This is a genomic window from Neobacillus drentensis, from assembly GCF_036965245.1.
Taxonomy (GTDB): domain Bacteria; phylum Bacillota; class Bacilli; order Bacillales; family Cytobacillaceae; genus Neobacillus; species Neobacillus drentensis_G.
In genome coordinates this window covers 33399-55431 of sequence record NZ_JBALPG010000062.1, presented here as the reverse complement: position 1 = coordinate 55431, position 22033 = coordinate 33399, and the positions used below count along the sequence as shown (strand labels likewise).

The window sequence follows — 22033 nt, the reverse complement described above, 5'->3', positions numbered from 1 at the left end:
ATTACTGGGACTTTTTATTGTTGCCATAAAACCATTCCACCTTTGCCTCATCCCAAAAGGTTGCTGCGGAAGCTGGTGATTTCATTTGCTCAAGAGCAATTTGCCGGCGAATTGACTCTTTAACATCATTATAAGGATATTTTTTTCCGTTAATTTTCCCTTCCAGCCTTAAAATGACATATCCTTCTTTAACCTTAAGCGGTTTACTATAGGCTCCCTTTTTTAGCTGTTTAGCAGTTTCAATATATTGTTTCGGATATCGCTCATCTTCTTCGCTAATATACCCAATATCTCCGCCTTCATTCGCAGAAAACTCCTCGATGGAGCGTTCCATCGCTAATGTGGAAAAACTTGACCCATTGGCTAACTCCTTCGCAGCCTTTTCAGCTTCTTTCTTTGTTTTCACAATAATATGCGATAAATGGTAGGCAGGTGGAACATTGAAAAGGTTTTTATTTTTATCATAATAGCTTTTCAATTCTTTATTCGAAACTTTCACGTCCTTCGTTAAAAGTTCCTCTAATAAAAGAGTATTTCGAATTTGTTCCTTCCACTTTTTCTCGTTTTGATTGTTTTTAGAATTGAAGGAATTATATGTGGTCTGCAGCATCCTAAATTCCCGCTCGACATCTTGATCAGAAACTTTTATTTTATATTTTGCCGCCATTTCCTCGACAACCTTTTGATCGATCATTTCCTTTAAAACGACTTTTCCATATCTGGACTCCAGTTCATTCAGCCATTCTTGTCTTAATATGGATTTTTTTCCTACGGTTGCCACTGCCTCATCATTGGGCGCCTCACCGCCGGCCACATTCGTCCTCGTTAGAAAAAAAGCAATCGTTAAGCAATTAAGCATAATGAGGCCTGCAATAACCATCCAAAGCTGCTTCTTCCCTAACCCTTTCATCCCTAGCAAAGACATTTATTTGGTATCCTTTTTTAATTCTTCTAATTCTTCCTTGGAAAATAGGTATTTTTCGTTGCAGAAATGACAGTGAGCCTCGGCCTGTCCATCTTCTTCAATCATAGCGGTAATTTCTGCAGCACCTAATCCAACAATAGCATTAGCAAAGCGCTCTTTAGAGCAATTACATTGGAAACTAACCGGCATCGTTTCTAATACCCTTACATGCTCTCTTCCAAACAATTCTTCCAGGAGTTGCTCAGGTGTTAGACCTCGTTCAATTAATTTAGAAATAGGCTCAATCGTTTTTAACCGTTCCTCGAGTTTCGAAATGATAGGATCTGGCGTGCCAGGCATTAATTGAAAAATAAATCCTCCTGCGGCTAAAATGGTATCATCCGGGTTAACTAAAACTCCAACACCCACGGAAGAGGGTACTTGCTCCGACGTGGCAAAATAATAGGTAAAATCTTCTCCTAATTCACCAGATACAAGTGGAACCTGACCGGAGAAAAAGTCACGCATGCCGATATCCTTAACAACAGCTAACATACCATCTGTTCCAACCGCACGGCGGACATCCAGCTTCCCATTTTCTGTTGATTCAAAATCAACCTCCGGATTGGTAACATAACCGCGTACTTCACCTTTAGCGTTACTGTCAACAACAATAGGACCAAGCGGGCCGCCGCCGTTTATTTTAATGGTAAGATTATCATCACCCTTAAGCATCGCCCCCATCATCAGCCCTGCGGTCATCGTGCGGCCAAGTGCTGCAGAAGCAGTCCTCCATGTTTGATGACGCCGCTGCGCTTCACTAATCGTTTCTGTCGTGCGAACGGCATATGCACGAATATTTCCATCATAGGCAAGTGCCTTAACTAAATAATCCTTCATTGTATAACTCCCTTCTAGCTGTATCACTTGTCCAGCTGCAGCGCCTAGGGGCTCGGGGTCATAAGCCAATCCGTCAAAAAGGCTAAAATGCAGCCTTCTCGCCGGCTCGTCTTATGCCTGGCTACTGAAAGCTATCGCTTTCTGTACGCATTAAGAGAGACTAATCTCTGGCTTCACTTTGCTTGCCATTCGATAATTCTCCCTATATCGCCCCTGAGAACTAAGGAAAGCTCCTTAGAATAATCCTCGCAGGAACAAGCTGTGCTTGTTCCGAAGGCGCTTCCGCTTTTCTTTTTAGCTTATCCCATATTTCGTTTATAGATAAGGTGCAAACCCTTTAAAGTTAAAAATGGATCGACTACATCGATAATCGTTGATTCCTGGGCAATTAAACTAGCAAGCCCGCCAGTGGCAATAACGGTTGGCTTCTTCCCGCTTTGGGCCATCATCCTTTTGACAATCCCCTCGACTTGTCCTACATACCCATAGACAATACCAGCCTGCATTGCGGCCACTGTATTTTTCCCAATAACCCCTTCAGGCCGGGCAATTTCAATCCGCGGCAGTTTTGCCGCCCTTGAATAAAGTGCCTCAGTAGAAATCCCGATTCCAGGCGCAATCGCACCGCCCATATATTGACGTTCCTCATTCACATAACAATACGTCGTTGCCGTTCCAAAATCGACAATAACTAGGGGACTTCCATATTCGTGAATAGCTGCGATGGCATTTACAATCCGGTCAGCACCCACTTCTCTTGGGTTTTCATATTTAATATTGAGCCCTGTTTTCATGCCTGGCCCAACCACAAGGGGCTTAATATGAAAGTACTTCTGGCACATTCTTTCCAATGCAAACATAATAGGGGGAACAACGGAAGAAATAATAATCCCGTCAATATCTGAAAAAGAAAGACCAGAATGATCAAACAAAGCTTTTATGCTCATGCCAAATTCGTCTTCTGTGCGATTACGGTTCGTTTCTATCCGCCAATGATATTTAAGTTCATCACCTTGATAAACACCTAATACAATATTGGTATTACCCACATCAAATACGAAAATCAAATCTATCACTCGCTTTATCGATTTTTCTTTTTTAGCCGATAGGAAAGTAAACTTTCTCTCAGGCATAAGTGCAACTACGCCTCTTATTCGCCCTAGGGGCTTACCAATCGGCGAGTTTTCTTTACATGGGAACATCATACCATAAATAGTATATGTGTGAAAAAAAAGAGCGCTTCACAGGAAGCACTCTTTTTGACAATTTACTTATAATCAATTTCATCCGAAGGTTTATCTAAAAAGGATTCTTCCTTTTTTTCATCCTCGTCTTTTTTTGTGTTGATGTTTACTTTCACATCATCTGCCTTTTTTGGCCCAATCTTCACAGAATCTAAGTGAACAGATGGATCCGGCATACGACCATGGTCAACCAAATATTTGATCTGTTCAGCAACAAGTGTTTCTACCTCAAGAAGAGTTTTAGCAATTAGATCCAGCTTATCGCGATTTTCAGTAAGAATCTTTCTAGCTCTTTCGTAACACTCTTTAATAATGCTTTGAATTTCAAGATCGATTTCATAGGCAATTGCATCAGAATAATTTTGCTCATTATGAATGTCTCGGCCCAAGAAAACCTGACCGCCTTGTGGTTGACCGAACTGTAATGGTCCAAGCTTATCACTCATTCCGTATTCAGTCACCATCTTACGAGCAATATTTGTAGCACGTTGGAAGTCATTATGTGCGCCCGTACTTACTTCACCAAAAACAATCTCTTCAGCGACACGTCCGCCTAACAAACCAACAATTTTATCAAGCAATTCCGGCTTTGTCATAAAGTAACGGTCTTCTCTAGGAAGCATGACGGCATATCCACCTGCTTGCCCACGTGGAACGATGGTAACTTTGTGAACCATGTCCGCTTCATCAAGCACTAAACCAATCACCGTATGGCCACCCTCATGGAAAGCAACAATATTCCGTTCTTTTTCTGAAATAACCCTGCTCTTCTTAGCTGGACCGGCAATAACTCGATCAGTTGCTTCATCGATATCTTCCATATCGATTTTCTTTTTACTGGTACGAGCTGCAACTAGAGCTGCCTCATTCAATAAATTCTCCAAATCGGCACCTGAAAAACCAGGTGTACGCATGGCGATATTTTTCAAGTTTACAGATTCATCTAATGGTTTATTACGTGCATGAACTTTTAGTACAGCCTCACGTCCAACCACATCTGGACGATCAACGGTAATTTGGCGGTCAAAACGTCCTGGACGTAATAACGCAGGATCGAGAATATCCGCTCGGTTTGTAGCAGCAATAATGATAATTCCCTCATTAGCTCCAAATCCATCCATTTCAACTAACAATTGATTCAAGGTTTGTTCACGCTCATCGTGACCACCGCCAAGGCCGGCACCACGCTGACGTCCAACTGCATCAATTTCATCGATAAAAATAATACATGGAGCATTTTTCTTAGCATTTTCAAATAAATCACGAACACGGGATGCACCGACCCCAACAAACATTTCAACGAAATCAGACCCACTGATGGAGAAAAACGGCACGCCAGCTTCACCGGCAGTAGCCCGTGCTAGCAATGTTTTACCAGTCCCTGGAGGTCCAACAAGCAGAACGCCTTTCGGAATCCGGGCTCCAAGCTCAGCAAACTTGCGCGGATCTTTTAAAAACTCAACAACCTCAACTAATTCAGCCTTTTCCTCATCAGCACCAGCTACATCTCTAAAACGAACCTTTTTCTTATCATCGTTATAAAGCTTGGCCTTGGATTTGCCAAAGTTCATCACTCGGCTGCCGCCGCCCTGAGCTTGGTTTAATAAGAAGAAAAATAAAATAAAGATAATCACGAACGGAATAATTGAAGTAAAAAAGGTTACCCAGCCGCTAGTTTCTTTTGCGGGCATCACTTCTACTTTTGAATCTGCCTTATCAATACGGTCAAGAATCTTCTCGCTGTTAGGAACATAGGTTATAAACTTTTTACCTTTTTCTTCAAGCTCACCGCGAACTTCAAAAACTCCTCGTTCGGGCTGCATGGAAAATGATTTGACCTCACCATTTTCTAGTTGGGAAACGAACTTATCATATGAAATATGATCTGTAGGCTCATTGGTTCCATTAAAGAAACTAACAACGCCTATAATGACTAAAAATATCAATAAATAAAAGATGGTATTACGGAAAATCCGATTCATCTCTTACCTCCTCCCGCGGGTAAAAACTATATTAAATAGTATCATAGAAAAACTTACTAATTCAAGGAATTACTCTCATTTAGAAGTGTCTGAAATACCCCGGTCGATTAAAGGAGAAAACCTTCAATGGGGATATTACTTATTGATTATTGCTATAAACTTCCGGTTTTAATACGCCAATATATGGGAGGTTTCGATATTTTTCAATATAATCCAACCCATAACCGACAACAAACTCATCTGGAACAATAAATCCTACATAATCTGCTTTTATGGCACTTTTTCTGCCTGTAGGTTTATCAAGTAAGGTGACAATCTTGATTGATTTTGCTTTTCGATAACGGAATAAATCAACTAAATAACTAAGTGTTAATCCACTATCGATAATATCTTCAATAATTAATATGTCCCTTCCTTCTACAGAAGTATCTAAGTCCTTTAAGATTTTTACTTCTCCAGATGATACAAAAGCTGTACCATAACTTGAAACATCCATAAAATCCATTTCAAGATAGCAATCCATCCGTTTTAATAAATCAGCCATAAAAGGCATTGCTCCTTTTAAAACGCCAATTGCAAGCGGGAAGCGATCTTTATACTCTTCAGTTAACTCGGCCGCTAACACCTTTATCTTTTCTTGAATTTCTTCTTCTGAAACTAACACCTTTTCAATATCCTGATTCATCATAAATTGTGCCCCCTAGAAGATCATTACTAATGATATGTGAGTTGAATATATTGTTTTGCGAATGTATCTATACCTTCTAAAGAAGATTTTTTTAAATCTGGAAGCCAAATAATAAAACCTTCTTTGTCCGTTATGACAGGCCAACTGTCTCGTTCCTGTACCGGAACCTTTTGATCAATAAAAATATCCTTTAATTTTTTTGACCCTTGGATTCCCTTCAATGTCATTCGATCGCCATTTTTCCTTGTACGGATGATAATCGGCCACTTAATACGGTCAGCATTAAAAAAGGCTGTATTATGCTCGGCATCAGGAAATTCCCTATCAAAATAATCTATTCTAATACTCCTCCCATTTGGCAGCATAATCGTCCCTGGTTCATTTAGTTCAAATACATAAGGTTCAGCTGTTATTTGCTGAAATTGAAACGATAACTGAAAATAGGAGCGAATAACCTTCAATCCATTTGGGAAATCTAGTCTACCTGAAGGATCGCTATGATGAATTAAGGAAAATACTTGATCGATATGTATGGCAGAAAGAGATGCTGGTTTTTCATTGTAAAGATAGTTTAATATTAGTTGAATCCCTCTCCTTTGTAAAGGTAAAGGCATCTTAAGAAATCTTTTAATGTCAATAGTAATTTTGTCATCTTCTTTTTTTGTCACAACTGTATTCAGCCGTTCGACCGTTAATTCCTGTAGAAATGCTTCATCACTTTCGAGTTCTTCACTAAACCGCTGAAAGTGTTCATGAACATGGTTATTTTCGGTCTTTAAAAATGGAAGAACCTGTTTACGAAATCGATTTCTGCTATAAATCCCTTTCTCATTACTTGGGTCTATCCTTGGTGTAAGGTTGTGTTCTTTACAATAGTTCTGAATCTCAGCCTTCGTTAAACATAAGAAAGGACGGAATATTGTACCATCATGAAATGGGCGTGAAAATGGAATGCCCGCTCTTGCTTTTCCACTGCTTCCTCTTGTCAGCCGCATGAGCATGGTCTCCACCTGATCATCACCATGATGACCAAGAGCTAAATAAGGAACTTGGTACTTCTCCATCATTTTTAAATAAAATTCATATCTTACCTCTCTTGCTGCAATTTGCGAGCTTTTTCCAGTCTCTTCCATAATTTTTGAGACATTGATTCGTACCATTTCAAAGGGAAGGCTATTCTGTTCACAAAAGCTTTTTACAAACATCGCATCAAGAAAGGATTCTTCGCCGCGAAACATATGATCAACATGTACGGCAACAATAGACAAGTTCCTTTTTTCTTTTTCCTTAAGTAAGTAGTGAAGCAGTGCTAAAGAATCCGGACCTCCTGATACACCAACAATGATTTTTTTATTCTCAAGTATGAATGAGTGGCGATTAAGAAAGGACTCGACCTTTAATTCCAACATATGATTGCACTCTTTCTAATACAAAATAGTTTAAAAATTGTCCAGCTCCAGTGCCCAGCGGCTAGTGTATTGGTCCTCTCCTCCTTACGATAAGTCAACATCGGATCGCTTTCGCTCTCCGTGTTTCCTTTATCTCATGCGGAGCGGTCCGTTCCATACGCCGCTTAACAGGCACTTCCGCTTTTCATATTAGCTTACCACTTTTAAGAATGAACTATCAAAACATAGGTATTACAAAAATGTTAAAAATTTTTCCATTTGATTGCTGATCACGTCAGTTAATAATTGGCTTTCTTTATATACGTGCAAATACTGAATCGGTTTCAATTATTATGGTAAATTATTTAAAGTATACCAAGCATATAAAATTCCTAGAACAACAGAAATAAACAAAAATTCCATCCAGCCACTTTTTTTCTTCTTTCGTCGATAGGCCTGCCTTGAGATAGGCTGATTCCCCTTCATTTTTTTCTGTTGAGTTTGACTAGAGGAATGAAAAACTGCTCCTGTTGACCGTAATGGAGGATTGGGAATCTTTTTCTCAACCATTATGTTAAATAAATCGGCCCTCATTTGCTTAGCAGTGGTGTAATACCCTTGTAGTGCTTTTACGATAACTTTTTCAAACTTTATCAATTCTGGCTTTTGCCGGACAGCCTCTCTTAGTTGGGAAATTCCTCCAGTTGTTTTATTGAAGCGTTTCGGATACGCGGTGTTGATCATGATCATTGCCACAGCAAACAAATCGTAGGACGGTTCTGCTTTTCTCGAGCCTAAGCCCCAATAGCCACGGTCATAAAACTCAGTGAATTCCTTAATTGCCCTGCCTTGTATGGTAGTTCCGCCTACATCAATGCACCTTATTTTCGGAGGCGGTCCAGTAACAATTAAATTTTCCGGTTTTAAATCCCCAAACACCCAGCCATTTTCATGGAGGATATCCAAATCATTAAGCATCTGTAAAAATAAAACGCTCGTCCATGATTTCCCCTTTTCATGAATAAAAGTAAGGAAATCCGGGCCTTGAATATATTCCATTACATAAAAGGATATTCGACCGAGGGGACTTTGCCAATCGTCGACATCAAGCAAAGAAGGCCCTAGGGTTGGGGGGCCCTGGACCTTTGCAAAGGATTTCAGCACATTTACCTCAGAGGTGATGGACATACTGTTATCACTCATTTTCATAGCTACTTGAGTGTTTTTGAATTTTGCAAGGTAGACCACGCCGTTTGCGCCAAATCCTAGTTCCTTTATAATTGTATAGTTATGTGAATGCCATTTTCCTGTAATGATTGTTCCCGGACTTACCTTACATCGATTCTTCAAAGTATGATTCATCATCACGTGAAAGCAGACTCCTTAATGATTGTTTTTGATTGAAGGCGGATAGGGCAGTCCGTAAAGCCGGACCAGTCGGTGTAATTCCTCCCGTAGATAGCTGGGAAAAAACACTTGTCAAAGTTTGCAGCTTTGGTGTCCAATCCAGCAATTTTTCGACATCATTCTTTTTCCCGGGAAATACATAAACAGAAAATTGGTTATTGCCTGTTCGGGCGTTCAAGCTTAGAGAGAGGTCAAGAAGCGCCTCCTTTACCGTTGGAAGCTTATGCTTCATACTTGCACTTGTATCGACAAGAATCAACACTTCTAATTCGACAGTTTCTCCTAATTCATCGACAACCTCCATAACCTCCCCGCGTTTTTCCGGGGGCAGGTCCTCCATCGTTTGTGAACGGCCTAATATTTGCTGTAATTGGCTGTTTACCACACCTTGAATGGTTTGGTTCATCGCTTTACGTGTTACCATTTGCACGGTTTGTGAAAGTGCCTCTGCATAAACGATCTGGCTGACTCCGCCGCCTGACATCGCAATGCCATCGATTTCAGTCATCCCCTTTTCATCCATAAGGTCCTTTTCTATTACACCGATAACATTCACCGTAATTCCTTGTTCATTCGCGAGTGCAGCCATGGCAATTGGATCCTCACCTTTGTTTGAGCATCCATCTGTAATTAGTAAGATTTGACGGATTTTTCCTGTATACATAAATTTCTCCCTCCACGAAATGTATTGGTACCATTTTCGACGGGATCAGGGTGATTTATACATATTTTAAGTATGGACAGCGTAAAATAATCTATTATGCTTTTTTCTTCAGAAAAGGGCGGATCACTGCAACAGCGAATACGTGCATCCAATCGTCATGTAAAAAAATATTTTTACAACGAATGAAGTGAAATCCAGCTTTGTTCAACGCCTTTATTATGTTGTTGTACAACTCATTTCAAATATTTTCCCTTCTGTTTATAGGCTGGAAATTGAGACTTATGCTTGTTTTTTATAAACAGGAATGGATGCCCACTTCGGTGTATTATGTTTTATTTTTGCCACCGTCACGGTCATGTCATCCTCAATTATTCCGGACCTTGACCTGATCACATCCTCCATAATTAAATCCGCTACCTCTTGCGGGTCATCTGTCTCTAATTCCTGCACCTTTCGTTTCATCCATAAATCATAATTTTCAACATGTTTTGGTCCTTCGAACACGCCGTCGCTCATCATAATTAATAGATCACCGGCTTTTAATTGTTCGCTGACGACATCCACTTCAAATTCTTGAAGAATCCCTATCGGCAGATTACTTGACTGAATTTTAATAACCTTATTCCCCCTTTTAATAAAACTCGGTGTCGAGCCGATCTTCAAGAATTTCGCTGAGGCATTTTTCAAATCAACCATCGCCAAATCTAGTGTAGAAAAAATTTCATCTGTCGTCCTAAGTGAAAGGATGGAATTAATGGATTTAATCGCTGTTTTTTCATCAATCCCTGATTGTAAGATTTTTTGCAAAAGCTGCAGTGTTTCATTACTTTCATAGTGTGCTCTTTCTCCATTACCCATGCCATCACTAATTGCAATGGCATACTTGCCGAGGCCCAGTTCGATTGTGGAGTAGCTATCACCTGATATTAATCCGCCGTCCTTGGCCGCATGGGCTACCCCTGTTTCCACTTTAAAAGCCTTAGATGAACGAAAGGTCACATGACAGAATCCATGCGGAATGGCGGCACATTCCTCCTTGTTAACAATAATCGTTTCCCCAAGAATATCGGATAACATCGGTGCGATGAGTTTTTCACACTCTCCGTGGCCATTGCAAAAAGGAACCGCCATCTCAATATCAACATTTCCTTGTTCAAGGCTGTAGATCTCCACCTGTTCAATTTGGAGCCCAAACTCTTGAATCGCCTCCATAATTTGTTCTTCCTGCTTATGATGGTTTTCCCTTTCCCGCTGAATTTCTTTTGCAAAATTATCCATTACTTCGGAAACACCTAATAATTGGTCAGCGACCAGTTTTCTGCTTTCGCGAACCTGTTTCTTTAACTTCAGATTAGCTTGAAAAAAGGTTAATTCCTGGCCGATTGTTTCATATACCTTTTTAGAACGTGAACAATGCTTTTCCCATTCCCTTGACAGGCGTGGAGAAACATTCCCATCACTTTGATCCATTTCGTGAATAATTTTCTCCATGAATGCATAGGTTGTATTAAAATTCTTTGTCCAGCATTGGTCCTTTTTAAAGCATGTTTGACATGTCCTTTCCGTAACATTGCTCATGAAGTAATCCATTTCCCGATCATATTCATCTTCATCCGGCAGTACTTCCATTTGTGAAAAGCTTTTAGAAAGGGCATGGAACACATTAGAAAATTGTGAAACCCGCTGCGCCGTTACGTCTCTCATTTTGCGCATATATTTTTGCTGCTCGGCCGTGTATTCTGGTGTCCCAGGGATATATTTTGCTAATCTGGATGTAAATGCCTGTGGTGTAAAGAGGAACAGGAGAACAGCTGCACTTGTCTCTAAAACAGTCTGTAAGATGGAGCCACCGCCCTCTCCATACATGCCGATAAGCAGAGTGGCAATAAATAAGCCGATGGAAACACCTATTTTTTTCCCTTCCTTCAGCAAACCGCCGAGAACACCAGAAAAAGCTAAGAGACTCATATGATAAAAGCTTGAAACACTTGCCAGGCTAAAAATAAGCCCAGTCACGACCCCAACGGTAGAGCCAACCGTTGCCCCAGCAATGAAGGAAAACACCAATACCAAATATCTCGACATAATATGTTCAATCGACAAATCGTAAACCTTCCAGCCAATGGTTCCAGACAAAATTGAAGCAAGCATGATGATAAGGCAAACGATTTCTTCTGTTTTTAACAATTGTCTGCGTTTATTCATTGTTAGTAATGGAATACTTTGTAAAAAGATGAGTGTCAAAATAAACGCGAGGCTTGCCTGGACACCAACCATCAATACATCATAAAGCGTTAATTGCTTTGATAAAATGAAGGCTTCAGCTAATTTCGCCACTCCAAGAATAATGCCGACAAAAAAAGGGAGTGATCGCATTTCATTTGTCAACCATTTTTGACTGATCCGAAGAATAACTAAAAAGACAATGGTGACTATGAAGGTAAAGACGGCATTGGACAATGAAATCGTTGCTGCCCCAACAATCAATCCGATCAAGGCAAGCGGTGCCCGATCTCTTTTAATTAAATAGACGGAGGCAAAAAAAGGCAGACAAAAGGGGGTTAGCTTCGCTAAAATTAAGGCTCGTCCAAGCAAAAAGCCAACAAATAATAAGAGATAACCCTTTTTTATAAAAAAGGACTCAAGCATGAAATTAATTTTCCTTAGGACCCTACCCATATCCCATTTAGATGAATGAACGCTGACTTCTCCGACCGGTTCTATAAAACTCACGTTTGCCTTTTCCATAAATCACACTCCCTATTCTTTCATCGTTGCCCATTATTATAAAATTAATAGAATTAAAAGTTTGTCAAAATAGTGAATAAGATTAAATAATCGTTCGACGCTTTTCACTAAATTCACCCAAATACTATAACCATGTCGTATAAAGGAAAAAGGGTGTCAGGCACCATGTGAAAATTTCACATGGTGCCTGACCTTTCCACCACTACTATAGTAAAAATAAAAAAGACAAGTCGCCTGACCTGTCTTTTAATATATCGTTATTAAGTGAAACCTGCCTTATTCAATTAATAAGCAGCAAGTTAACCCCGTCTAGCTCCTCTTCCTCCACGCTTGGTTTCCGTGTTTCGCTTTAAGGAAGATAAACGATCCTCACTATCTTTTAGGAATTTTGCCATTTTCGACTCGAAGGTTTCCCCTCTATTGTTATTACGATCGTTTGATCTGCCTTGACGAGGACGTTGTGATTGTGAGTGCGAATGTTGTTTTCTTTCCGGCTCAGGTCTATCTTTTGCTTTTTTAATCGATAGGCCAATTTTTCCATCTTTTTCAACATTGATGACTTTTACCTCAACCTGTTCGCCAACCTTAAGGTGGTCATTGATATCCTTCACATAGTTATCAGCAACCTCACTAATGTGTACCAGCCCCGTTGAGCCATCCGGCAGCTCCACAAACGCACCGAAATTTGTAATCCCTGTTACCTTTCCTTGTAACTTGCTGCCTACTTCAATTGACATAAAAAGAATGTTCCTCCTTAAAAGTATAAAAACTCAATCTTACTATATATTATACAAAAAGGAAAAATTCAGTGTCAATAACTCGCGAAATTGGTTCATTTTTCCTTTTTTTCTTCCGGAATATTAAAGATTATTTCGTTCTTTTCCGAGAAAAAATACTCTTTTCTTGCCAGCTTACCAATGTATTCATCATCATTTAATTTAATAATATCCTCGTTTAGGATAACTTCCTGCTTTTTTAATTCAGAAAGCTGGTGATCAAGCTTCTTTTTTTGGGCAACTTTTGCCTCGAGCTTAGTGGTCTGGGAAAGATAGCTGGATATCATCAGATATGATAGTACGCTAGCAAAAACGAAAAATAACGATAATCGTCTGAGTAACAATTTTCTTTTTCTAGCTGAAGCAATTTCCGCATATTCCTGCTGCTTTACATAGGTTGTCTGGATCTTTGATACATTTCTTTTTCGTTCCGCACCCATTTCCCTTACCCTCCTTACTCTTTCCTACTCTTCCATTTATTTATCCACTTATTAATATAATTCCTGATTTTCATAAAATTTCCTGCCGTTCTATTATATAACTTCTCGACTATTTTTTTAATACCTTTCGGCAAAAGTTTCCAAAATAATAACATTATTTTTTTTAATGGGACTAGTATAATCTTTAATAACAATAATAAAACCTTAAAAACAAATTTGACAAGGGTGAATAGTCCCCTGCCAAGTACGAGACCGATTGTTATAACAAACTGAATAAGACCAACGACAGGCTTATAAATCAGGAGCTGGAAGGTTTTTTTCAAAAATTTAACTATGGCGATAACGAATTGGATCACCATTTCCAATAAACGCAGATAAATTCCTTTAAACAAGCTCTGGTAGGCTGCAAAGCCACAAACAAGCGCGATAAATATATAAAATCTCAATTCTCCATTATTCACCAAGAATAACGTATAAAAAATAAGCAAAGCTTGAATAATCCAAAATAATAAATCATTTATAAAAACAATCCAAGCTTTTTTCTTCGGCCGATTTAAAAACCGTTGATACGTATCAAACATGGCGCCAAATAACGACCCCATACCTATCATGGAAAGCATGGTAAAAAATTGTGTTGAAAGGGTCATCGGAACAACTTGCTAAAGAAACCTTTAGCTTTCTCCCCATGCTGCTCATCAAGATAGACTAAGTCAAAAATCTTTCCTTTGATGGAGACAATCCCCTTTTCGACATCAAGGTTTTTCATTTGCAGGTTTTGTCCTTTTATTGCTAAAAATCCCATTACCGTTTCTAATAAGAATTCCTCATTATCAAAGCTTTCTACCTGTTTCACACCGGTAATATCAAGCAGCTTTCTTCCTCTCATGATGACATCATGATCCGGAACACTACTCTTCGTCGGATTGCTGTCATAATATTGGCTCATCCTTCATCCCTCACAATCATTTGTACAACCTTTTGGTAAAATGTATGTGAAAGAAATTAGAATTAGAACATCGAAAAGCTCCAGCGCCTTGATCAGCCGCTGGAGCTAGACAACTTGCTTTAGTCGTTTGTGCCAAGTCTCTCTTCATTCAAAATCGTGTACATCTCTGCCGCTTCCTCTTTTCGGGATGTTTCTTGAATCCGGTCAATTCTTGCAGTTACCTTTCTCTGCCCTAGACGAATTGTTAATTCGTCGCCGACTTTAACGGTCGAACTTGCCTTTGCTTCTTTTCCGTTAATTTCAATCCTTCCCTGATCTGATACTTCTTTGGCTAATGTCCTCCGCTTAATTAATCTTGAAACCTTTAAAAATTTATCTAAACGCATAAGTAATTCCCCTCTTTTCTATAGTCCTGTTAATTTTGCTTCGTCCCAGTACTTATCGAGTTCCTCCAGCGTATAGTCTTCAAACGGCCTGCCACTTGCCTTCACCTTATCCTCGATATATTGAAACCGCCGAGTGAATTTTTGATTTGTTTCATTGAGCGCCTCTTCCGGATTAATTTTTAAGAATCTCGCCACATTGACAAAGGCAAATAATAAATCACCAAATTCTTTTTTAGCACGTATGAAGCCCTCCGTGGTTCCATCTAATTCATCGACAAATTCATCTAGCTCTTCCTTCACTTTCTCTACAGCAGGGGTAATCTCCTGCCAGTCAAATCCAACCATTGCCGCTTTCTTTTGTAATTCATAGGCCCTTAACAAATTCGGTAACGATTTTGACACACCCTCAAGTAATGACGACGATGCTTCAGTCTTTTCCTGTTTCTTAATTTCCTGCCAGTTTATCAAGACTTCTTCGCTATTCGCCGCATGAGCATTTCCAAATACATGCGGATGCCTGCGAATCATTTTGGCTGACAATCCTTCGATGACATCATCAATGGAAAAATACCCTTCATCCTCGCCAATTTGCGCATGAAGCATGACCTGGAGCAAGACATCTCCAAGCTCTTCGATTAAGTGATCAATATCTTCATTGTCAATCGCGTCAATGACTTCATAGGTTTCTTCAATTAAGTACCTTTTTAACGACTCGTGAGTTTGCTCCTTATCCCACGGGCAGCCGTTTGGACCTCTTAATTCGGCAATAATCACGCGCAGCTTAGAAAAATTTTTCAATAAAATTTGTTCTTCCGTCACTGGCGGGACATAAACCGATGTGAGGTTATTGATTGAAACATTGCGGTCCAGCTCATATAAGGGCAATTTTTCGATGTGCTCTTGTTTACTTCCCGCAGCCGTGACGATATACACCTGATAATCATCTGGTAGTTTCTCCATTAAGGTTAGCTTTACATTCGAGGCTACGAATTGGTCATATACCTGGCTAATAATTATATGCTGGTCAACTTGCAGCTTGGAGGCTGAGAGTGCTGTGCCATCAAGCAATTGAAACCCTTCCACAGGATCGATTTTTAATGAAGCAAAAAGAGGATCTAGGAAACTCTGCCCGCCGCCTATGATAATTTCTACACCTTCGCTTGGCCCATATTCCAAAAGGAGCTGTACAGTTCGCTCAGCAACGAGTGGGTGTCCCGGAACAGCGTATGTAATCACATCTGTTTGTGCTTTGCTCAATAATGTCCTGGTGATTTCCTCATATACTGACTCAAACTGATCGTATTTTTCATAAATACTGTCAAAAGAAGTATAGGTTAATCCTTCTTGTTCCAGTTCGGGAATGACTGGATGTTCTTTTGTTCTTAAAAACAGGAGCGGTGCTTGAAGTAATTTCTTATAAATCCCAACTGGCAGCTGCTCAAGGTCGCCTGCTCCTAACCCGACAATTTCAATTTTTTTGACCATTGTTTACTCCCTGTCCTTTCGCGATAGTAAATGAATTAATTTTCTTCCAAATGGGAATAAACCCAGTTCTTCCTCATGAAATACGTTCCCCCTTACGATAATAATAAAAAAGAGGAAACCTCCTAGCAAAACAGCACTTAACGATTGCAAGGCTGCTCCCAGCCGTTCTGACCCAAGCGTGGCAACAATTGGATTCGTTAAAAATAAATAGCCTTTTAAAACAAAAACCATCGTAATCGCCGCTGTTAGGACTATTCCTAAAAAGCGAGAAGTCAACAGCGGGACGATAATCATTTTTTTAAATTTAATGAATAGGAAAATGGTTACCAGCCCCAAAGCCAGAAGCGAAGAAATAGCAGCCCCCATTGTCCCATATAACGGAATGAACACCATATTCAAAATATATTTCAGCGGAAACGAGAGCACTACTGCTATCGCAGGATATAGAAGACTGCCAAGTCCCTGCATAATCGCAATGATGGTTGATATTATCGAGGTAAATAGAATAACAAAACTTAGCACTCCTAATACCGCTGAACCATTTGCATTTTCAAACAGCATCCTATTGGTAGGCTCAATAATCGCCCACAAACCCGTTGAAGCGCCCAGTCCAATCACAATACTTATCTTAATCGCCACTTGAATTTTGTGATATAAAAAATCCGGTTTTGCGGCTAATCGCTCGCGGCTTATGAGCGGAACAAGTGCTAACGACATAGATGTAGCAGCGACAGTCCCTAATTGGATTAATGGCTGACCGCGGTCAAAAACTCCCTTTAAGCTTTTAGCGATATCTCTTTCTGTACCGCTTGAGACAAGTAAGGAGAATAAATTCAAGGAATCTGCTAGCTGCATAAAGACCATTAGCATTCCACTTAAACAAATCATCAGCCCTTGGAAAGTAAGCATTTTGACAATCCGCTTCACTTCGACAGGGTTATTTTGAATCATCCCCCTGCTTGGAGCAATTACTTTCCATTCTTTACGTTTCCGTAAAGACATAAACAAAATAAGGCTCGCAATCATACTTCCGGTAATCGAGCCAAACATGGCCCCACCGCCGACGAAATAGAGGGAATAGCCTTTTTCCATGAAAAGGTAGGACAGAAAAATAATTGTCAAGACACGAGTTGTTTGTTCACCCACTTGCGATAACGCCGTCGGGACCATTTCTCCAATTGCTTGATAATATCCTCTTAATAGTGAAACAAACGGAAAGATCAAAAACACAATCGAGACAACCCTTATTAAGATTGATAAATGAGGGTCATTCATCCACCGGGCAATTTGATCTGCCCCGGCGTAAAGAATTATAAAACAAAGGATGCCGATGATCTGTAAATATACAAATGAAACGAAGAGAAGCAGACGGGATTTTTCATTGTCCCCTTTCTCCTTTTGTTCCGCATAAAGCTTCGAAATCACAACCGGAAAGCCAGTGGTTGACAGGACCATCGCCATTCCATAAAACGGGTATACTTGCTGATAAATATAAAAACCAATATCCCCAACGATGTTTTGAAAAGGAATACGGTAAAACGCACTTAAAATTTTCGTAAGAAGTGCTGCAATCGTTAAAATAAAGGCGCCTTTAAACAGCACAGTTGATTGATTCATCGATTTCATTACTCCACCTACCAACTAAACTCGAAGGTAATTATAGCATAGTGTTGGAAAAGAATAATGTGTTGGATTAATAATCCTAGTAAATACCAATGTTATAAAATTAATTTACTTTTCTAAATATTTTATTATATAATTATCCGTGTGGTAGTAATTTCCTTAAAAGGAGGGATACAGGATGTTTTCAAAAATGTTAAAGCTTAATTTAATTATAAATAACCTGTATATTCCTACCAGTCTACCATCCTATTTCTAACAATTTGGTTAAGCCGTTTTGTTTAGAAATTACATCTTGTTGATGAAAGACCTTGTAGCTGCAGGGTCTTTTATTTTTTCCCAAATTTACGAAAGGGGGTTTTTAGCATGATCATTTTTCAGTTAACCAATTTTTCTAACGTTGAGGTAATCGAGGATGGTTAGATATAAAAGTACGAATTGAGGAGTAAACGAATGAATACGAAAATAGTTGAATACACTCATGATTTAGCCGAAAAAGTAGCAAATATGTGGAATCATAGCCGTGAGGGCTGGGGGGGTGGAAATGATATTTCAACCGCCGAAAGTGTCCGGCAGCAGGAAGAGAATTCAATTAATATAAATACCTATTTAGCAATCGATGAAAACTGTGTCGCCGGATATTGCGGTGTTAGTGAATACCGCGAGGATAGCGGTGCACTCTACATCCCATTGCTTAACGTTCGTGAAGAGTATCAAGGTAAAAAAATCGGCAAGCAACTGGTGCTAAATGCAGTCGAACGAACTATTGAGTTAGGCTGGCCGAGGCTTGACCTCTATACTTGGGGCGGAAATACAAAGGCAGTTCCCTTATATAAGAAATGCGGCTTTTTCTGGGAAAACCGTGATGACACCGTCCATCTGATGAACTTCATCCCCTCTGTACTCACCACAGAGGCTGTACAAGACTTTTTCAAAAAAGCAGATTGGTACCATGATCGCAAAATGGAAATTGAAGTTAAGCCCGATGGCAGAAAAGAAAATGGCTTTGATTTTTATGAGTATAAGTGGGAGAAGGATGGCGTGCAGCTGCGGATGGAATATGAACGCAAGGGCCGAGGTCTAAGATTGATTGAAACGGACCAATATTTAATCTCTGCCTCGATTGATCAGCAGGATTTAATCTTTGGCGCAGAATATCCGATTCTTTTTTCGATTAAAACCAAAACAAATGAACCATTAAATATTGCCATTGAAGGGTTCGACGATCAAAATATCCACTTTGATTTTTCGAAGCAGCTGACAGTGACTGACTCTGTGATTGTCGAAGGTAAATTCTTAGTCGGTGAGATTACCGAAGAACAAAATATTTGGCGCACTCATCCAACCGTAGCTGCTAAAGTGACGATCAATGGAAAAGAAGCCATTTTCAAGCTTGGTATTAATAGCAAACCCCCTGCCCGGGTAACTGCGAAAATTCCGAATGAACTGCCCTTTCTTGAGACCGACTCAGAGCTCTATTTGGAGATTGAGAATCAATTCAATGAAGAAGTTCACATCTCTATTGCATTACCGAAGGTACACTTTATTAATTTTGTTGATGACCATATCCAAATATCTTTGGATGCAAAAGAACGGAAGCTCCTCCCGATTACTTACCTCCTAACGGAATACGGCTTTTATCAACAGCAATTAGAAATAAAGGCTATCAAGAAATCAGGTGAAGAGATTCTATTTACGAAGGAAATCGGCTTAGCGTTTTACGGGATCGGCTCCAAATTATCCGGGGAATGTGAAGACTATTGGCATGTCTATAATGGATTCTCATATGCATACTTAAGTAAATTTGATAATCGCCTCTATTTTGGACGCGCCGGTTCCTCAGATGAAGAAGTGCCTTACTTTTTCTATCCGAAGCTGGGCAAACCTTTTTCAAGCGAATTCTCGAAAAAACGGCCCAATCTTGTAGAATTTTTTGAAGAAAAAGGGGCGGTTTGTCTAAAGGCTGTATATCATTCGCAGTCAAGCCCTGACCTACAGCTGCACTCATTTGCCAAGGTTTATGCCGAAGGACTGATGGAGCATCATTATGAAATTCATAATCTAGCCGCCGCGGCAACCAAGCAGGAAATTTGGTTAAACGATAGTCATACTTTCATTCAGACAATGTACCGATCGGTTATTCCTTATGATGGCCAGATAATTGAAATTGATGAATTAAAGGATGGAATGGTTGATTATTGGCAAAGTGATAAAGTGGATGAGAATTGGATTTTCAAGCGCCATCCGTCTCTTCCTTGCGGGTTTTGCTGGAGCGGTGACGCCAAAGTTCAATTCCTACATTGGTTCTTATTCTTTGAACACAAACTTGGGGTTATCTCAGCCAATGGGGTGGCTAAGACTAAACCGACTTATCTTTCAATCGGGGCTTTTACATCCTTAGAGGCTTTCCGGGCTTTTGCGCTTAAAAAGGCCCATTCTATTGAAGCTGTAACCGCTCAGCCGGTGCAATTTTATCCTAAGGATCATAATCCGTTTGTTCAAGAACAGACCACCGTTCATTATAAGGATGTGAAGCTGGCCCATTTTGATGGTGATATTTGTGTTCAGGTGGATGGTCAAAAATCAGTAGAGAAACAACGTTTTTCCGAGGAGAATGGAATAAATGAAGCTGTTTTTCCGCTTCATTTCGAAGGCCAATCAGGCATAAAGCAGCTCAAGCTTAACGCCGACTTTAAATTTGGACAATCGGAGCATCGTTCTCTTATCATCTTTACTGACAATACAGCGATTCAAACAGACCAATATGACGAAGGTGGCATACCCGTTTATCAAGTTGATAATGGGTTAGTCAGTATCAAATCAGCTCCGGATTTCTTTCCTGCTCTTTACTCGTTATCCTATAAAGGGCAAGAGTGGCTGGATACATCCTTTCCTGCACTTAAGCCAAAATCGTGGTGGAACCCTTGGCCTGGCGGGATTCGTAATGCATTAATGAATATATCCGGCAACTCACTTTTAAAGGAGCAGCGGTCGGCGGAGTTTGTCACCATCACCGATAACAAAGGCAATCAATGGATGGGAATCAAGGTCCGGGTTCAAATTTTACATCATGAATCCTTTAAAGGGCTTGCCTATAATCAATATTTTTTACTGCAACCGGGTGCACCAGTGATGTGCCATTCAACCGAAATTCTGCAGGATACCAATCAATACTTTAGAAATGAAGGCTGGTATTGCCAAACTGCTTTTAAAAATGTGAAAAATGGCTGGGTTGAGTATCATCCTGATGTCGCCACGAGTCACAAAGCTAATTTTGGAAAAGGTGAAATGGAAATCGATGTGAACCAAAGCTTCATCATCTGTCATGAAGCTGCACCTGAAAAACTGCAGGTCATCTCTGATTACCAGATGGGAGAATCAGACCTTTATCTAAATAAAGAAGTGGCCCATCATAATGTCTTTTCAAAGCTGCGTTTAAGGCATGGGGAAACCTACTGGACCGCACCGATCTTCTATCTTTTTAACAATCAAGCTATTCCAGAAGATGCGCTGCAAGATTTAAAAAAGATTCGGTTTAAAAATGCTGGCGGTTGAAAGGAGACAAATGATGCAAATTATTGATGCCCATATGCATTTTTCAAATATTACTAGCTTTAAAGAGACTGCCAGTAATTTATCAAAGCTGGATTATTCATCCGCTGGTTTATCGCAAGAGTATCTCGATGCAAATGTGGTAATTGGAATTGCCATGGGCTTAATGGAAACGAAAGCGCATGGCTTCCCGGATTATGGGGCAGCGACTCCAATGGGCCTTGATTTAGAAGAACAGATTCCCGCAAACATCTGTTATTGTCCGGGGATTAACCCTTATCGATTAGGGGAAAGGGAATTGGCGGCACTTGAGGTGCTTCTTGAGAAGCCTGAGGTAGTCGGGATTAAAATATATCTTGGCTACTATCCGTTCTATGCCTATGACGAGGTTTACAGTCCTGTTTACGAATTGGCGATTAAATATCGATTGCCTGTCGTGTTTCATACCGGAGATACGTATTCTGAACGGGGCTTACTGAAATATGCCCATCCGCTTACATTGGATGAAGTGGCGGTTAAATATAGGGACATAAATTTCATGATGGCGCATTTTGGTGATCCGTGGGTCCTTGATGGTGCTGAAGTTTTGTATAAGAATCGCAATTTGTATGCAGATTTGTCCGGGCTGCTAGTCGGTACAAAGGTTGATTTGCAGAAAAAGCTGGAGTCACCCTACTTCTTTAACCATCTAAAACATGCGCTTGCCTTTACCGATGATTACTCGAAGTTTCTGTTTGGCACTGACTGGCCTTTAGTTCCGGTAAAGCCCTATATCGAGATGCTGCAGGAGTTAATTCCTCAGGAGGCGCATGAAGACCTGTTTTTCAATAATGCGGTAAAGCTTTTTCCAAAAATTAAGCCCTTAATAGAATAAGTGAAAAAAGGAGTTGCGTTCTTCTTGAC

At 40.0% G+C, this 22033-nt stretch carries 18 protein-coding genes; 2 read left to right on the top strand and 16 right to left on the bottom strand.

Annotated features, from left to right (window positions below; genetic code table 11):
• Position 1: 1 nt before the first annotated feature.
• From V7150_RS14725 to V7150_RS14650, 16 genes are all read right to left on the bottom strand, one after another.
• Positions 2 to 910, bottom strand: coding sequence for a peptidyl-prolyl cis-trans isomerase (locus V7150_RS14725; protein WP_335519565.1), 909 nt, complete (start codon positions 908 to 910; stop codon positions 2 to 4).
• 15 nt (positions 911 to 925) lie between these two features.
• Positions 926 to 1804 (bottom strand): Hsp33 family molecular chaperone HslO, encoded by an 879-nt coding sequence (gene hslO, locus V7150_RS14720; RefSeq protein WP_335519562.1) that lies wholly within the window; start codon positions 1802 to 1804, stop codon positions 926 to 928.
• A 299-nt stretch (positions 1805 to 2103) separates the two neighbouring features.
• Complete coding sequence (locus V7150_RS14715; protein WP_335519595.1) at positions 2104 to 2871, bottom strand: type III pantothenate kinase; 768 nt, start codon at positions 2869 to 2871, stop codon at positions 2104 to 2106.
• 200 nt (positions 2872 to 3071) lie between these two features.
• A complete protein-coding gene (ftsH, locus tag V7150_RS14710) occupies positions 3072 to 5030 on the bottom strand; it encodes an ATP-dependent zinc metalloprotease FtsH (protein ID WP_335519559.1) in 1959 nt (652 codons plus the stop codon).
• Between the two features lie 139 nt (positions 5031 to 5169).
• Complete coding sequence (hpt, locus tag V7150_RS14705) at positions 5170 to 5715, bottom strand: hypoxanthine phosphoribosyltransferase (protein ID WP_438825753.1); 546 nt, start codon at positions 5713 to 5715, stop codon at positions 5170 to 5172.
• Positions 5716 to 5744: 29 nt separating this feature from the next.
• Positions 5745 to 7127, bottom strand: a complete 1383-nt coding sequence (tilS, locus tag V7150_RS14700) for a tRNA lysidine(34) synthetase TilS (RefSeq protein ID WP_335519552.1) — start codon at positions 7125 to 7127, stop codon at positions 5745 to 5747.
• Positions 7128 to 7457: 330 nt separating this feature from the next.
• Positions 7458 to 8471 (bottom strand): protein kinase domain-containing protein, encoded by a 1014-nt coding sequence (locus V7150_RS14695; protein WP_335519549.1) that lies wholly within the window; start codon positions 8469 to 8471, stop codon positions 7458 to 7460.
• A complete protein-coding gene (locus tag V7150_RS14690) occupies positions 8440 to 9177 on the bottom strand; it encodes a VWA domain-containing protein (protein WP_335519546.1) in 738 nt (245 codons plus the stop codon). Before V7150_RS14690 ends, V7150_RS14695 begins: the two co-directional genes overlap by 32 nt.
• 279 nt (positions 9178 to 9456) lie before the next feature.
• Complete coding sequence (gene spoIIE, locus V7150_RS14685) at positions 9457 to 11925, bottom strand: stage II sporulation protein E (RefSeq protein WP_335519543.1); 2469 nt, start codon at positions 11923 to 11925, stop codon at positions 9457 to 9459.
• Between the two features lie 299 nt (positions 11926 to 12224).
• Positions 12225 to 12662 (bottom strand): S1 domain-containing RNA-binding protein, encoded by a 438-nt coding sequence (locus tag V7150_RS14680; protein ID WP_335519541.1) that lies wholly within the window; start codon positions 12660 to 12662, stop codon positions 12225 to 12227.
• A 95-nt stretch (positions 12663 to 12757) separates the two neighbouring features.
• On the bottom strand, positions 12758 to 13141 hold the full coding sequence (locus V7150_RS14675) for an FtsB family cell division protein (protein WP_283921016.1): 384 nt from the start codon (positions 13139 to 13141) through the stop codon (positions 12758 to 12760).
• Between the two features lie 14 nt (positions 13142 to 13155).
• Entirely contained in the window at positions 13156 to 13788 is a 633-nt protein-coding gene (gene yabQ / locus V7150_RS14670; protein WP_335519537.1) for a spore cortex biosynthesis protein YabQ, read from the bottom strand.
• Entirely contained in the window at positions 13785 to 14087 is a 303-nt protein-coding gene (yabP, locus tag V7150_RS14665) for a sporulation protein YabP (RefSeq protein ID WP_283921014.1), read from the bottom strand. Before yabP ends, yabQ begins: the two co-directional genes overlap by 4 nt.
• Positions 14088 to 14206: 119 nt before the next feature.
• Entirely contained in the window at positions 14207 to 14473 is a 267-nt protein-coding gene (locus tag V7150_RS14660) for an RNA-binding S4 domain-containing protein (RefSeq protein ID WP_335519533.1), read from the bottom strand.
• A gap of 18 nt (positions 14474 to 14491) precedes the next feature.
• Positions 14492 to 15958, bottom strand: coding sequence for a nucleoside triphosphate pyrophosphohydrolase (gene mazG, locus V7150_RS14655; RefSeq protein ID WP_335519530.1), 1467 nt, complete (start codon positions 15956 to 15958; stop codon positions 14492 to 14494).
• A 3-nt stretch (positions 15959 to 15961) separates the two neighbouring features.
• A complete protein-coding gene (locus tag V7150_RS14650) occupies positions 15962 to 17575 on the bottom strand; it encodes a putative polysaccharide biosynthesis protein (RefSeq protein WP_335519527.1) in 1614 nt (537 codons plus the stop codon).
• Between the two features lie 456 nt (positions 17576 to 18031).
• Between V7150_RS14650 and V7150_RS14645 the strand changes: the two genes are divergently transcribed.
• Together V7150_RS14645 and V7150_RS14640 are read left to right on the top strand one after the other, a co-directional pair.
• Entirely contained in the window at positions 18032 to 21133 is a 3102-nt protein-coding gene (locus V7150_RS14645; protein ID WP_335519524.1) for a GNAT family N-acetyltransferase, read from the top strand.
• Positions 21134 to 21146: 13 nt separating this feature from the next.
• Entirely contained in the window at positions 21147 to 22004 is an 858-nt protein-coding gene (locus V7150_RS14640; RefSeq protein WP_335519593.1) for an amidohydrolase family protein, read from the top strand.
• Positions 22005 to 22033 lie beyond the last annotated feature (29 nt).